Source organism: uncultured Lutibacter sp. (assembly GCF_947495725.1).
Taxonomy (GTDB): Bacteria; Bacteroidota; Bacteroidia; order Flavobacteriales; family Flavobacteriaceae; genus Lutibacter.
Genome location: NZ_CANLZZ010000002.1, coordinates 389,544 through 403,821, shown reverse-complemented (window position 1 = coordinate 403,821; position 14,278 = coordinate 389,544). Strand labels below are relative to the sequence as shown.

Sequence of the window (14,278 nt, the reverse complement as noted above, 5' to 3'; positions counted from 1 at the left end):
TTATGTTGTTAGTTTAATTTATCTAAGTTTCTTGTTTTTTTAATTGAAGGATCTGCATCAACATCAACATAGTTTTTCATTTTATCGAAATGAATTTTACTTGGAGTTTGACGCTTTTTAGGTACTGATTTTTTTAATTCATCTAAAATAGGTCTGTATTTAGAATTTGAAATTAAATTTTCCCACTCCATTGGGTCTTTTTCAATATTGTACAATTGTTCTGTACCATTCAAATCTAACAAATAATGCCATTTTCCTTTTAATACTGAAGTTCCACTAGCTGTGATGGTAACTCCTGGATGCTCCCATTTTGAATTTGATTTTTTCAATATTTTAGAAAAATCGTGTCCGTCTAAGTTATTTTTTTCTGGCAATCCACATAATGAAACCAATGTTGGATATAAATCTATTAAACTAACATTTTGATCAACAACCTCAGCTTTTTTCATACCAGGAAGTCGTACAAACAACGGCGTTTTAACAGCTTCTAACCAAGTTGTATTTTTAAGATATCGTTGTTTTTCACCCAAATGCCAACCGTGATCTCCCCAAATAACAACAATGGTATTGTCTGCATGTCCGCTTTTTTCTAATGCATCCATTACAACACCTAAACAAGCATCTACATATGAAATATTTGCCAAATAGGCTCTTGTTGCTTCTTTTTCTAAACCATGTTTTTTAATCCACTTATATTCACCTGAAGGTTGAAATGCCTTTTGTCCATTTGGTTTTAAAATATCATCCAAATCATTTTCAGGAATAATTGGAGCTTCAATTTTATCAACATCGTACATATCAAAAAATTCTTGAGGAACAACCCAAGGTAAGTGTGGTTTTATAAAACCAACTCCCATAAAAAATGGCTTTTCAAAATCTTTTTGTAATTGTTTTGTTGCCCAATCGGCAACTTTATAATCTACAGTTTCTTCAAAAGAATCGGTAGTTGGCCCCCAACTTAATTTACTTTTCTTCCCTATAAATTCTGATTTTTTAACTCCATTAATAATTCCTGCTTTTGAAGCTGTGTACTTTTTTTTGTTCACAGGATCTTTTTCATATCTACGAGCACGTGCAAATTCATCCCAAGCCCAATGACCAAAATCGGTTCCAAATTCAGCTCCGTGTTTATGAAAAATTTTCCCGTTAGCCATTGTATGGTAACCGTTTTTTGAAAAGTATTCTGGAAGCGTTGCATTCTTTTTAACCAATTCGGAATAAATCATATTTTGAGCATTTCCGTAAACACCGCTTCTATTTGGCATAAAACCAGAAAGAATTGCAGAACGTGATGGTCCACAAATAGGTGCTGCACAAACTGCATTTTTAAACACCATTGCTCCTTCATTGGTAAACTTATCCATATTGGGAGTAATAGCTTGTTTGTTTCCATCTAAAGGTCCAACCCAATCATTTATATCATCAATTGCTATAAAAACTACATTTGGTTGTTTTTGTGCTGAAACTTGAAATATTCCAAGTGTTAGCATTGCTAAAAGAATTAATTTCTTCATTATTTTTTATTTAGTGCTATTAGTTTATTTGCAAAAGCTGTTCCTAATCGTTTTTGTCCTTCTGTGTTGTAATGTAAATTATCGGAATGCTTAGGAAAATCATTCCATTTTTTAGTTAAAGAAAGTTCGGTTTTTACAATTTCAATCTTGTTATCCAACCTTGCTACTTCTTCCATTCCATTTCTTACCAAACCAGGTCCTTTTTTAAACTTTCTTGGTAACGGATTTACTTGACCTATAACAAATGGTAAACTTTCAATTTTTAACTGTTTTCTATACCCATTTATTAATTGCTGAAGATTTTTTTGGTAGCTTGAAGCTGTAATTTCTTTGTTGGTATCGCTTTCGCCTTGCATCCAAGCTAAACCAATTATTTTATAAGTTTTACCTTCCTTTTTTAACCGTGTTAAATTGGCATTAATATTTTGAAGATGCGCTTTATATAATTTTAGTTTTTTACGAACACCTCGTTCTGCTAATTCATTTTTTTCGGCAGACCAATCTGTGCTCCACGCTCCATACAATGAAGTTCCTCCAACTGCCTTTTTTATCAATAAATATTCTTGCTTTGGATTTGCTTCAGCTAATGTTAGACCAATAAATAATTCAGGCCCAAAATGTTTATTGAAATCATATTTTTCAATTTCAGTTGTATAATATGATAATGGTCTAGGTGCTATTTTTGGATTATCGGAAGTGCTTAACAAAACTCTATCAGCAACTTTTTCTAATCGTTTTTTTAAAGATGCATCTAAGATTTCGTAATCTCCGTGACCAGCCATATTACTTTGCCCTGCTAACAAAATAATATGTACGTCCTTTTTTTGAGCGCAACTTGTAATATTGAAAAGAAGCAGAAAAAAAACAAGATTAATTAAATTCTTCATACAATTAATTTTGAATTGATAATTCCTCAGCTAAAAACTTTACAGTTTCATTCGCAATTAAATTATAACCCGTTGAATTAGGATGACGATCGTAGTACCACTGCTTAACAATATTTCCAAAGATAGGGTCTAAGGACATATCATTCACCTTTATTACATTTCCAGATGGTTTGTTTCCCCAACCTTTTCTATAATAAGTATATGGCTTTAACCATTGATGATACTTTTTTGGAATATCATTTAAATAACACTGGCGAACATTTAAACTGTTTCTTCCGTTTTCAATTAAATATTGATTATAAGGTGTAAAAATATCTAATACTTTTAACTGTTCTTTCTTACCAATTTCATTAATTAAATCATTTACTTGTTTACATTCTTCTGGTTTCATAAAACTTGTAATTGTACACAAATAAACAACCGCTTTTGGATGATCTTTTTTTAGTTGAGCAATTAAAGCTTTCATTTGAATGGGAAATTCCTTTTTTAAATCTTTACATTTAAACCAATCATTAATTCCCATTCTTAAAAAAATATAATCTACATTTTCAACAGGCTTTATTTTTTCATTATAATGTTTACTACCTAATAAACGTTTGGCGGTTTCGCCTCCTTTACCTGCATTTACAACTTCCATTGCCGGTAATCCTTCAATAATTGCCAATTGCTCAATCATTTGTTCTAAATGAGGACCTTCGGGATTAACTTCCCTTGGCATACCACCAATTGTAGTGCTATCACCAACTAATAAAATTTTAACTTTTTTTTCATTATCGCTACCTGTTGTAAATGCAACAAGTACTACAATGGATAGAACGAAAACTATTTTTTTAATCATAAAACACTATTCTTTAATCAATATTTTTTCAACTTCAAATTCAACAGGGTCAATTCCTTTTGAAATAATAATTGTCTTAACATTATACTTTGTATTCTGCTTTACACTATCATTTGTTTTAAATTGAACAATTGTTTTTTCAAATGGCTTCAACGGTTTGATTTCTCCCTCTAAATTCAAAACTTCAGTTTTGTTTAAACTAACCACAACCTTTAAAAGTGATTTTTTTGAAGCATATTCTCCAAAGTTTTCAACCTCAACATTAATTATAGCTCCTTCAGAAGTTTTTTCGAATGTTGGCAATAAAGTTGATAAAATAGGCTCTGAATAATTAACCCAAGGCAATCTACTGTATGCTATTAACAATTCTCCTTTTGCTGTTTTACCTAATAATTTCCCTGTGAAATTGTTGTTATCAAATCCATTTCCTTCAACATTAAAAGTTAGCATTAAATTGCTTCCTAACTTTTTAGAACTAATAAACTTACAACCTCTCCCAAAATCAACTTCCTCTGGTGCTCCAAATCTTAATGTAGAAAAATCTATGTCTGTTAACGGATTAAAATCTTCTTCTGATTGAATCACAACTTCAATATTTTTGGTTGATTTAGAGGGTGCTTTATTGTTTAAAACTTTTATCAGTTTGTTTTTCACCAACGGAACTGTAATTAATTTAGAACTATGATTATCATTCGCTAGATCTTCATATTTCAAGGTATCTAACACAGCTAAATTTATTGCAAAAGCTCTTCCATATTTATCTTGAACTACCTTCGGACGTTCATACTTATGCCAATCTTCTTTAACTCCATTTTTATGGTATGTTATGCCAGGAACATATGCTTCTCCAGCATCAACTTTCCATTTCACTCCATTTTTTGAGCGTAAATGCCAAGCAATTCTTCCTAACCAATCGTTTATAAGTAAATGATATTGAACATTGTCTCTCCAAATTACAGGATCTTCGTATTTCCCTTCAACTGGTGGATAAATTTTCCCTTGTGTAATCCTTCCCCATTCACTTTCTCCATTTTCACTAAACCAAACTTGTCCGTGCCTGTTAACCATCATAAAAGAACCATCTTCACGTTGTGCAAACGTATTGTTATGCAAATAATGATGCGCTACTTTTTTTTGAACTCGATCGCGGCTATTATACTTATGTTTAATTTTTTTCCATGGTCCGTTAATATTATCAGCTATGTAATCGCAATTAATTACGTAAATTAAGTATTTCCCTTCTTTAGTAACAAACCATTCCGGATTATGTCCCTCTCCAATTTTTTCACCTTTAACTTTAAAAGGTCCAAATGGATTTTTTGAAACCGCATGAACAACTTCAGATAAAGGCCAAGCCATATGACCACCTTCTGCACTTTCAGGCCAACGAGCAACAAATAAATGGTAGTTCCCGTCTTCTAATAATCTTGTGTTTCCTCCCCAGAAGGACCAATTTGGATCTTCAATTCCATTATTCAAATCTCTTGGAACAACACCTGAAGAACCCCAAGTATTGGAAGTCAAACCTCCTAAATCTGGCATAGGCAAAAACAAATCCATAAAACGTCCTCCAAACACTAAATTATTCCATTCGGCCGGTCGTTCACGATTCACAACCATAGGCTTCTTTTTCTTTTCCCTCTTTTGAACTTCTCCTTTAAAAACATGGATAGAATTAACCTCTTCAGCTTTGTTTTTAACCTCTCCTTTTTCTTGAGCAAAAACTTGTAGAACAACGAAACTAAATAACAATAAAAAACAACTTATTTTTTTCATTTGAATTTAATTAACTAGTTCTTTCAATTCTTTTCTAAACTTTTTTAGAATCTCTTTATTTTTTGGGTCCTTGGCTATATTATTCCATTCCATTGGATCCTTTTTTTCATTGTATAATTCCTCAAAACCATCGGTATAAACAATGTATCTATAGTTTTCGTCTCTTAATGTATGATTTCCTAAGCCTTTTGTTGTTAACGCTGAATGATTCCACTTACCTTTTGGGTTTTCAACTAAATGTTCAAAACTGTTTCCATCTAAATCATTTTTCTTTGGTAAATCGCATAAATCAATTAATGTTGGGTACACATCTATTAATGAAATTGTTCTTAAACTTACTCCACTTTTACCATTTCTTGGATCGAAAATAATTAATGGTGTTTTTGCAGATTCTTCCCATAATGTTTGCTTAGACCAATGTTCTTTTTCGCCCAAATGCCAACCGTGATCTCCCATTAAAACAACAATTGTATTTTCTTTGTAATTGCTTTTTTCTAAATTATCTAATACATGACCAACACAAGCATCTGCAAAAGCCAAACTCGCCAAATAACCTTTTACGGCTGATTTCCATTTATTGTTTCTTAAAATTTCAGCATGTAATCTTTCTCCTGCCCAATTTTTTCCAACTCTTCCAACATCTTTTAAATCGTTTTCCAACACTTTTGGAAGCTGAATTTCTTCCTCATTAAATAAATCGAAATATTTTTTAGGAGCATATAAAGGTAAATGTGGTCTAAAAATTCCGCAGGCTAAAAAGAATGGTTTATCGTGTTCTTTTTCAAGAAATTTCACAGTATAATCTGCCGTTTTCCAATCGTTTGTTTTTTCATCAGCAATATCAACTGCTCCCCAATCAAACGACCTTGTTTTACTCCCTTTTACTCCGGCTCTTTTAAAATCTATTCCGTGCGTAAATCTTTTTTCTGGATATGGAGTTCCTAATCCTACTTTATTTTCTATTTGAAAAGATCCTGGATCACTTCCTTCTTTTGGCTCTTTTGCTGTACCTCTTGGACTATGAAATATTTTTCCCGAAGCAGCTGTTTTATAACCGTTTTGTGCAAAGTACTGAGGTAATGTAACTGTATTTTCAAAGCCTTTCATTTCTCTAAAAACTTCTTTATTACCATAAACTCCTGTTTTAAAAGGCTGATAACCAGTTAGCATACTTGTTCTAGAAGGATTACATAACGCTGCTGAACAATACGCATTTTTAAATACCGTACTTTTTTGAGCCAATTTATCCATGTTTGGAGTAATTGCTTGCGGATGTCCACCAAATGCACCAACCCAATCATTCATATCATCAACCATAATTAACAAAACATTTGGTTGCTCCTGAGCATACATAAATATTCCATTTAACAATACTAATGCTGTTATAATACTTTTAATCATTTTTAACTATTTTTAGTTTACCTAACAAATATCTACAATCAACATAAAAACGTGTATGAATTGGTAAATGAATTGTAGCTATGTGTATATTAAACTGATTTACTCTGAAAGACATAAAAGAGGAGGCCTTATCTATTTACAAACAAGGCCTCTTCACAATCAATCAAAATAAAAACTCAATATTTAATTAATGTTTTCTATTCTTTTTTTCTGGATTATTCACATATATATTAGACTGCACTGTTTTTAAATATTCATGTGATATTTTTATAGCTTTTTGTTTTGCAGCATCATCATAATCCCAATATTCATCAATTACCTTATTAAAGGGAAATTTAGGGTTGTCCTCTCCATACTCTTTTCTAAGTTGTTTCAACTGCTGTTTTAAATCTGAAATTACAGTCTTGTAAGCCGGATTATCATATATATTATTATCTTCAGAAGGGTCATTTTTTAAATCATAAAATTCCCAACCTGGAGGTGTTTGTGGTTTGTCTTCGTTCATTTTAGTACCATAGAACTGAATTAGCTTATATTGTTTAGTTCTAATGGCAATATGCCCTGGATTGTCATGACTGGCCATATGCATCCAATAATGGTAATAAGCTGCTTTTTTTGAATTTTCAGATTCTTTTCCTGTTTCTAAAATTGACTTAAAACTTTTACCATGCATATATTTAGGTGTTGCAACTCCAGCAAAATCTAGCATTGTAGGTGCATAATCTATATTTTCAACTATTGCATCAATTTCACCCGGTTTAATAGTTTTTGGATAACGAACAATAAATGGCATTTTCATAGACTCTTCATAAGCCCACCTTTTATCCATATAATCATGTTCTCCTAAATAAAATCCTTGATCACCAGTATAAATAATTACAGTATTATCATAAAGATCATTTTCTTTTAAATAATCAATTACTCTTTTCAAATTATCATCAACTCCTTTTACACAACGTAAATAAGCTTTCATATAACCTTGGTAAGCATCTCCATGAATTTCGGAATCGCTTTTAGTAAAATCTAACTCTTTAGACCAAGCTCCAGAATTTGTATAGTTTCTTCTAGGGTTTCTTTTTCCTATTGAAGTTCCAATATATTGTTCTAATTCATTATTATAACCTCTTGTTGCAATAGAACCATTCTTTTTTCTATCTCGCATATTTGCAGGTTCTGGAATATCAATATCTGCTAAATAAGTTTCATAACGAGGAGCATAATCAAATAAATCGTGTGGCGCCTTAAAATGAAGCTTCAAAAAGAAAGGCTCGTTTGGATTTCTTTTTTCTTGAAACCATTCAAGTGCAGAATCCGCTATACAATCTGAAGAATGTCCTTTCATTCTAGAACCTTTTTCAATTGTATATTTTCTCCATTTAATACGTTCTTTACCATCAATATCATAAAACACAGGATTAAAATAAGCTCCTTGTCCTGGCAGCACTTTGTAATAATCAAACGATTCAGGAAGTTCATGTAAATGCCATTTCCCAATTACTGCCGTTTGATAGCCTGCTTTTTTCATTTCTAAGGCTAAATATTGTTTATCCTTTGGAAGTTGACCTGCCAACGTTGGACAACCATTTACGGCACTACTTTGCCCTGTCATAATAGAAGCTCTACTTGGCGTACAAATTGCATTTTGGCAAGACGCATTTGTCATAACCACTCCTTCAGCAGCAATAGCATCAATAGTTGGAGTCGGGTTTAATTTTGCCAACCTACTGCCATAAGCTCCAATGGCCTGTGATGTATGATCATCCGACATTACAAATAAAATGTTCGGTTTTTTCTTTTGTGCATGTAAACTAATTACTGTTAAAAGAGCAATGCATATTACTTTACTATATTTCATTTAATTCTATTTATTATTCTCATATTTTATTGTAAACTAAATTTGCATTTAATTTATTTTCAATTCCCCCTAAACTATTCACGCTTCAAATTAAAGCTTAATAACAAACATAAAAGTTGTTTAAATTTTTTATGATGTTTGTCTCAGTCCATAACTTAAAAAACAGTAGTTTTTCTACTAATGCGCACACTAACATACGCTTCATACATTTGCGTTATTCTTTCATCATATTTAGGGTTATTTATTAAATTTCCTTTCTCATCTTCTACTACATTTTCATCTAAATTGAATAATGCTATAGGTTTTAAATTTTCTAATACACCTGGTTTTTCACCTTTAATTATCAGTTTCCATTTTCCATCTCTTATTGCATATGTTGGCCCTCCTTTAGATTGATGCATTAAATATTTATGAACTGGTTTATTTGTTTTACCGGTAAATACTGGCAATAAATTAGCTGAATCAAAAACTTTGGTTTTATCTAATTTCTGATTAGACAAAGCTGCAATTGTAGCAACCATATCTTGCCCAACAATTGGCACATTTGAAACCATATTCTGTTTAATTTTACCCGGCCAAACAGCAAAGAAAGGAACTCGATGTCCACCTTCGTAAATTGAACCTTTACTACCGTTTAATCCATTACTAGTTTCGTGTCCAGCTGCTTTCATATCCTTATCAAAAGAAAGTCCTCCATTATCTGATGTAAATACTAACAACGTATTATCATACAAACCAGCATTCTTTAAAGTTTTTACAATTAAACCAACTTGAATATCGAGTTCATAAATCATATCACCATGTTTACCAGGTGTAGCTCCTTTTATTTTCTTACCGTTGAATTCTGCTGGTGGTTCGTGTGGAATATGTACAGCTTGACTACAGTAATACATATAAAAAGGCTTTTTTGTTTTTGCCTGATTTTTAATATAATCTACAGCCTTACCTACTAAAATTGGACCTGCTTGTTTTGGATCCCAGTTTGAATCTCCAATACCTCCTCTTGTTTTATGTTTTTTTGAAGTTGAATATCCAGTTTGATTTGCATCTAATTCTTTTAAAACCGAATCTTCTTTTAATTTCATCCAAACTTGATTTTCGTAAAAAGCGTAAGGCTTATTCTGAATACCTTCTGGTAATTCAACTGCATAATCAAAACCATATGTTAATGCACCCGCATTTTCCTTCTCCCAATTTACTTTTGTTTTTGGTTTCCAAGAACCTCCCATTCCCCATTTTCCAAAAAAGGCAGTAGTATATCCTCCTTTTTTAGCAATGCGAGCAATTGTTGTAAAGTTATTTGAATCAATTAAAGCATCTGCATTTGGCGACCAAACACCATATGGACGTTGATTTCTGTATGAATAATTACCCGTTAACATTGAAAAACGAGTGGGCGCACATAATGATGCTGGTGAATGCGCATCTGAAAATCGCATTCCAGACTGTGCTAATTCATCTAAATTTGGTGTTGGTACTACTCCATTATTTCCTGTTCTTTGCTTGTGATAAAAATTGATATCTCCCAAACCAATATCATCAGCCATTATAACCACAACATTAGGTAATTTTTGAGCTTGAAATGGAGCAACTAAAACTATTAGCAATAGACTTGTTAAAACTAACTTTATATTTAATTTCATTTTTGACACATTTTAATTCTTAATTTTTTTCTTTTTTTTAGCTCGAAGTATTGGATCTGGCTCGACAAAATCTGGATATCCACCATTTTTAAAATCACCATCACATTCTTTTAAAAGTATTGATTTTAGATTTTCTACTTTCTCTGGGTATTGAGTATTTAATACTTTTTCTTCGCGATAATCGTTTTTTAAATTATATAATTGAAAAATATCTTCTTTCATTTGGTAACGTAATTTCCAACCTTCATTAGTAACTATTGCAGGTCCCAATTTTGATGAAAACACCGTATATTCTTTCTCTTTACCTTTTCCTGTTAATAATGTTTGAGCATAAGAATAACTGTCTTTGTTTAATTGTTGCTCTGTTCCAATTAATTCGGCAATTGTGTTTAAAATATCGTAATTATTTACTAACTGATTTGATTCTTGTCCTGCCTGAATTTTCCCTTTCCAATACCAAAATAAAGGAACTCGTACTCCACCTTCCCAATTATCACGTTTTAATCCTGCCATTCCATCATTTCCGTCAAAAACATCATTTCCTATTTCACTATAAAATTTACTATTTATATTGTCATATTTAGTTCCATCTAACTTTTTCTTACTGTTAGCAGTTCTACCATCTTCAACCGCATAAACTTCGTGACCATTATCTCCAGTAAAAATTATTATAGTATTGTCTAATATATCCAACTCTTCTAATTTATTATAGATTTTTCCAACACTGTTGTCTAAAATCTTCACCATAGTTGCATATTCTTTTTCTAATGAAGTTAAATTAGGATTCGAAATTAATTCAGGGTCAATTTCAGGCACTTGAATTGGACCGTGAGGTAATTGAGATGGAAAATAAATAAAAAATGGTTTCTCCGTTTTATTTGGATTATTCTCATCTAAATATTCAAGCATTTTATCAACAATTACATATTCCGAATATTGTTTTTTTCCTGTAAAATCCCAACGCTCTTTATAATAATCTGGTGTTTCTTTTTCTCCAGTTTTTGCGCAATTTATGTGTGTATTTCCTTCAATTTCAATAATATTTCCGTTTTCGAATAAAAAAGGAGGATAAAAACCGTGACATCGACGGTGATCATAATATCCAAAATGGTAATCCCAACCGTGACTTTTTACGCGCTCTGGAGTTGAAGCAAACCCCCATTCTAATTTCCCAAATTCAGCGGTGTTGTAACCTGCATTTTTTGCTACCGTACCCAAATACACTTCATTTTCTTTTGGAGGTGCAACAGCATGTATTTTATTAGAAATCTCTTTTATATCAATATTTTTAGCACTCTCTAAATACAATCCCGGACGCGTTAACACATAATTTTTGTTTTTTGTATGGCAATCGTGCATTCCTGTAATTAAACTGGCGCGAGCTGGGGCACAAAACTGACTTCCATAGGTATTATGAAAAGTTATCCCTTCATTAGCTAACTTATCAATATGAGGTGTGGTAAAATGTTCTTGACCATAAGTACTTAACATTCCACGTCCCAAATCATCTGCATAAATTAAAATAATGTTTGGTTGTTGAGTTTTTTGAGCATAACCAACTAAATATAATGCAAAAAACAGACTTAAGGTTATTGTTTTTAATACTTTCATTTGTTTTAATTTAATATACAACATCAATAAATCTAATTGAACCTGCAGGTACCACAATTTTAGATGTATTACTTTTAATTTCTACAGCTTCATTACTTAAAATATCTATAGCAGATTTTGGTTTTCTATGTTGAAATTTAACAACTACTTCTCTTTTTTCAGGATTTATATAACCAGGATCAACCAAAATTATTCTTGTATGGTTTTTATCAATTATTATAGCACTCCAAGATGCTCCTTCAACTAAAATTGGCAACTTTTCTGCTCCTTCTTTTACCGTTTTTGTTATTGTTGAACCAAACTGATTTGCTTCAACCTTTTTACCATTAACAAACCCAACTTTTGCATTTGATACAAAATACGGTTTGTTCTGTTTTGTAACAAACTCACTACTCTCAATAGGTGCAACTGGAACCATTCCATAAGGCATCTCTGGCATATAATTTAACCAACGATATTTAACTCCTAAAGCAGCATTTGAAAAATCGTGTTCAGGTACATTTGTTCCCGCCCAATGCATTTGTCCTACCGAAAAAACAGCATTTTCATCATCCTGTTTGTATTGTTTCAAATTATGATGCGTATCTACCGAGTGAATTAAATGCTCATCAACATTTTTAATTAAATGCCACGAACCAATAGATTGAATATCTTCTTTTTCAACCACTGGCAACACACCAGATTTCATAAGTGCAAATAGTACATTTAGCCCTGGATTTTCGGTAAAATTATTATTTGCAACAACTCCATAACGAGCACCATAAGCTGCCATAATTACACCTTGTCTTAAATACGGTGAAATAGAATTTTGCCCTCCTGGAGATAACGGTCTCCAACTTGTAGGATTGTCGTCTATTAAACGCATTGTAAAATCATTTACATAACCACCAGAAAACATTCCTACTCTTCCTGCTAAATTTAAATCTTGAATTCTATTACTGGTATCTTCTGAAGCTGGAGCTAAAATATCGTTATATTTCCCAGAAAAAAACATCTCTTTCCACAATGGTAAATGCGATGTTGCTGCCCAAAACATATTTTTATATCTAAAATATAATTTGGCTCTATTATTTTTACGAATTGCTTTTGCCAAACGAGGCATATATTCTTTTACAAAATGAATAACTCTTGGATCGTCTACTTTATCCATTTCAGCATACACAAAGCCATAACAAGTTTTTGGAGCAACTTCCAATATTTTTTCTAAGGTTTCAATTTGAATATAAAAAGGATCGTTTCCGTGACCTGCCCAAAATGTAAAAGGCTGTCCTTGTGCTTCATAATCTCTTGCCATTTGAACAATTTCCTCTCTAGTACTTTTATATTTTCCTCGTTTATCTTTTTTTAATGCAGATTTTCCAATTTTTGCTACTAAATGCGATCTATCTGTTCCTTCTTTTGGTGCTTTTTGAATAACAAATTTTATATCACCTCCTTTTAACCTTTCAACTTTGCTATCAATTTTTTTTGAAGTGATCATTACCCATTCTTTATCAGATTTTTTCTGATAACTTGGTAATTTAAAATTCAAGGTTTGCTCATATAATTTATCTAAATTTTCAGCAACCTCTTGCATTCTACCTTGTCTTTTTTGTGCTTTTTTCCACCAATCTTTTTTATTTAAATTGTAAAAATAAACACTATTTCCACCGTCAACTTCCCCTGCAGCAATTAATTGATTGGATTTAGGCTCTAACACAAAATCGCTGTAAACCATTTTACCATATCTTTCTCCTGACTTACCTATTAATTCACCTTTAGAATTTAACACAAATAAAATTCCGCCATATTGCAACATTATTTCGTATTTTTTTGCTAAAAATGTTCCTTTAGCATGTGCATAACGTTGCACTTCTTTTCTCGACCCTTTAAACTTTGTAATAACATTAAAATCTCCATCAACAGCTAAAACCAATGGTACCCAAGATATATCCCCAAAAAATAAGACATCATCTTTATTATCTCCATTTATATCTGCAATTGAAACATCAGTAACCATTGCTTTTCTAAGTTCATCTAATCTTTTATCATTAATAGTAACACTTTTAATTACTTCTTTAGTTTCAGCATTTAAAAAGCCCATAAATTCCCAACGAAATTTATCGTGATTATACGTATACAAAAACAATGATTGCTTGTTTGCATCCAGAAAGTTTCCTGCTTCAATTTTTCTAACAACACCATCAATAGGAGTTGTTGAAACAAGTTTTCCTTTACTATCTAATTCATACAATTTATAATTGTTTCCTCCAGCAAAAATTTGAATTTTACCATTATTTACAATTGCAACTTCACTAAAACGTACTTTATGTCCTGGATTAAACTTCCATAGTAGAGTTCCTTTACTGTCCCAGCAATAAATATTTCCATCTCCACTTGCAGCGATTACATCTTCATTACCATCGTTATTAACATCAACAGCATTAATTTCAAACAACACGGCGGGTGATGCTGTTTCCCTAGACCACAACTTTTCACCATTTAAAGTATACGACGAAATTCTCCCGTCTAATTCTGATAAATAAAGTGTGTTTTCTCCTTTTATTTGAGCGATTATACTATTTCTAATTCCATTTCCATCTGTTGAAAAATTTTGAGAATAACAGCTAACTGAAAATAATATTATTGTAATAATTAATAATTTGTTTTTCATTTTATATTTAATTTCATGTTTACACATTTAAAATTCCTGTTTTTACAAATATTAGCTATGCGTGTGCGTACATAAAATGTTGCTACTGGTATATTTATTC

General features: G+C 31.6%; 9 protein-coding genes. All 9 read right to left on the bottom strand.

Annotated features, from left to right (window positions below; translation table 11 throughout):
* Nucleotides 1–8: 8 nt before the first annotated feature.
* A complete protein-coding gene (locus Q0776_RS05420; RefSeq protein WP_298365798.1) occupies nucleotides 9–1,514 on the bottom strand; it encodes a sulfatase in 1,506 nt (501 codons plus the stop codon).
* Complete coding sequence (locus Q0776_RS05415; protein WP_298365797.1) at nucleotides 1,514–2,401, bottom strand: sialate O-acetylesterase; 888 nt, start codon at nucleotides 2,399–2,401, stop codon at nucleotides 1,514–1,516. The genes Q0776_RS05420 and Q0776_RS05415 overlap by 1 nt, the downstream gene beginning before the upstream one ends.
* Before the next feature lie 4 nt (nucleotides 2,402–2,405).
* Nucleotides 2,406–3,239, bottom strand: coding sequence for an SGNH/GDSL hydrolase family protein (locus Q0776_RS05410; RefSeq protein WP_298365796.1), 834 nt, complete (start codon nucleotides 3,237–3,239; stop codon nucleotides 2,406–2,408).
* Between the two features lie 6 nt (nucleotides 3,240–3,245).
* Entirely contained in the window at nucleotides 3,246–5,015 is a 1,770-nt protein-coding gene (locus Q0776_RS05405) for a glycoside hydrolase family protein (protein ID WP_298365795.1), read from the bottom strand.
* Between the two features lie 6 nt (nucleotides 5,016–5,021).
* Nucleotides 5,022–6,416, bottom strand: a complete 1,395-nt coding sequence (locus tag Q0776_RS05400) for a sulfatase (RefSeq protein ID WP_298365794.1) — start codon at nucleotides 6,414–6,416, stop codon at nucleotides 5,022–5,024.
* A 187-nt stretch (nucleotides 6,417–6,603) separates the two neighbouring features.
* Nucleotides 6,604–8,271 carry a sulfatase gene (locus Q0776_RS05395; RefSeq protein WP_298365793.1) on the bottom strand — a complete coding sequence of 556 codons (1,668 nt, stop codon included), beginning with the start codon at nucleotides 8,269–8,271 and terminating at the stop codon, nucleotides 6,604–6,606.
* A gap of 155 nt (nucleotides 8,272–8,426) precedes the next feature.
* Nucleotides 8,427–9,914 carry an arylsulfatase gene (locus tag Q0776_RS05390; protein WP_298365792.1) on the bottom strand — a complete coding sequence of 496 codons (1,488 nt, stop codon included), beginning with the start codon at nucleotides 9,912–9,914 and terminating at the stop codon, nucleotides 8,427–8,429.
* A gap of 12 nt (nucleotides 9,915–9,926) precedes the next feature.
* Nucleotides 9,927–11,525, bottom strand: a complete 1,599-nt coding sequence (locus Q0776_RS05385) for a sulfatase-like hydrolase/transferase (RefSeq protein WP_298365791.1) — start codon at nucleotides 11,523–11,525, stop codon at nucleotides 9,927–9,929.
* A 10-nt stretch (nucleotides 11,526–11,535) separates the two neighbouring features.
* A complete protein-coding gene (locus Q0776_RS05380; protein ID WP_298365790.1) occupies nucleotides 11,536–14,178 on the bottom strand; it encodes a hypothetical protein in 2,643 nt (880 codons plus the stop codon).
* Between the last annotated feature and the right edge of the window lie 100 nt (nucleotides 14,179–14,278).

Coding starts and splice junctions, on each gene's coding strand:
- Q0776_RS05420 (WP_298365798.1), bottom strand. CDS start 1,514: ATGAAGAAATTAATTCTTTTAGCAATGCTAACACTTGGAATATTTCAA.
- Q0776_RS05415 (WP_298365797.1), bottom strand. CDS start 2,401: ATGAAGAATTTAATTAATCTTGTTTTTTTTCTGCTTCTTTTCAATATT.
- Q0776_RS05410 (WP_298365796.1), bottom strand. CDS start 3,239: ATGATTAAAAAAATAGTTTTCGTTCTATCCATTGTAGTACTTGTTGCA.
- Q0776_RS05405 (WP_298365795.1), bottom strand. CDS start 5,015: ATGAAAAAAATAAGTTGTTTTTTATTGTTATTTAGTTTCGTTGTTCTA.
- Q0776_RS05400 (WP_298365794.1), bottom strand. CDS start 6,416: ATGATTAAAAGTATTATAACAGCATTAGTATTGTTAAATGGAATATTT.
- Q0776_RS05395 (WP_298365793.1), bottom strand. CDS start 8,271: ATGAAATATAGTAAAGTAATATGCATTGCTCTTTTAACAGTAATTAGT.
- Q0776_RS05390 (WP_298365792.1), bottom strand. CDS start 9,914: ATGAAATTAAATATAAAGTTAGTTTTAACAAGTCTATTGCTAATAGTT.
- Q0776_RS05385 (WP_298365791.1), bottom strand. CDS start 11,525: ATGAAAGTATTAAAAACAATAACCTTAAGTCTGTTTTTTGCATTATAT.
- Q0776_RS05380 (WP_298365790.1), bottom strand. CDS start 14,178: ATGAAAAACAAATTATTAATTATTACAATAATATTATTTTCAGTTAGC.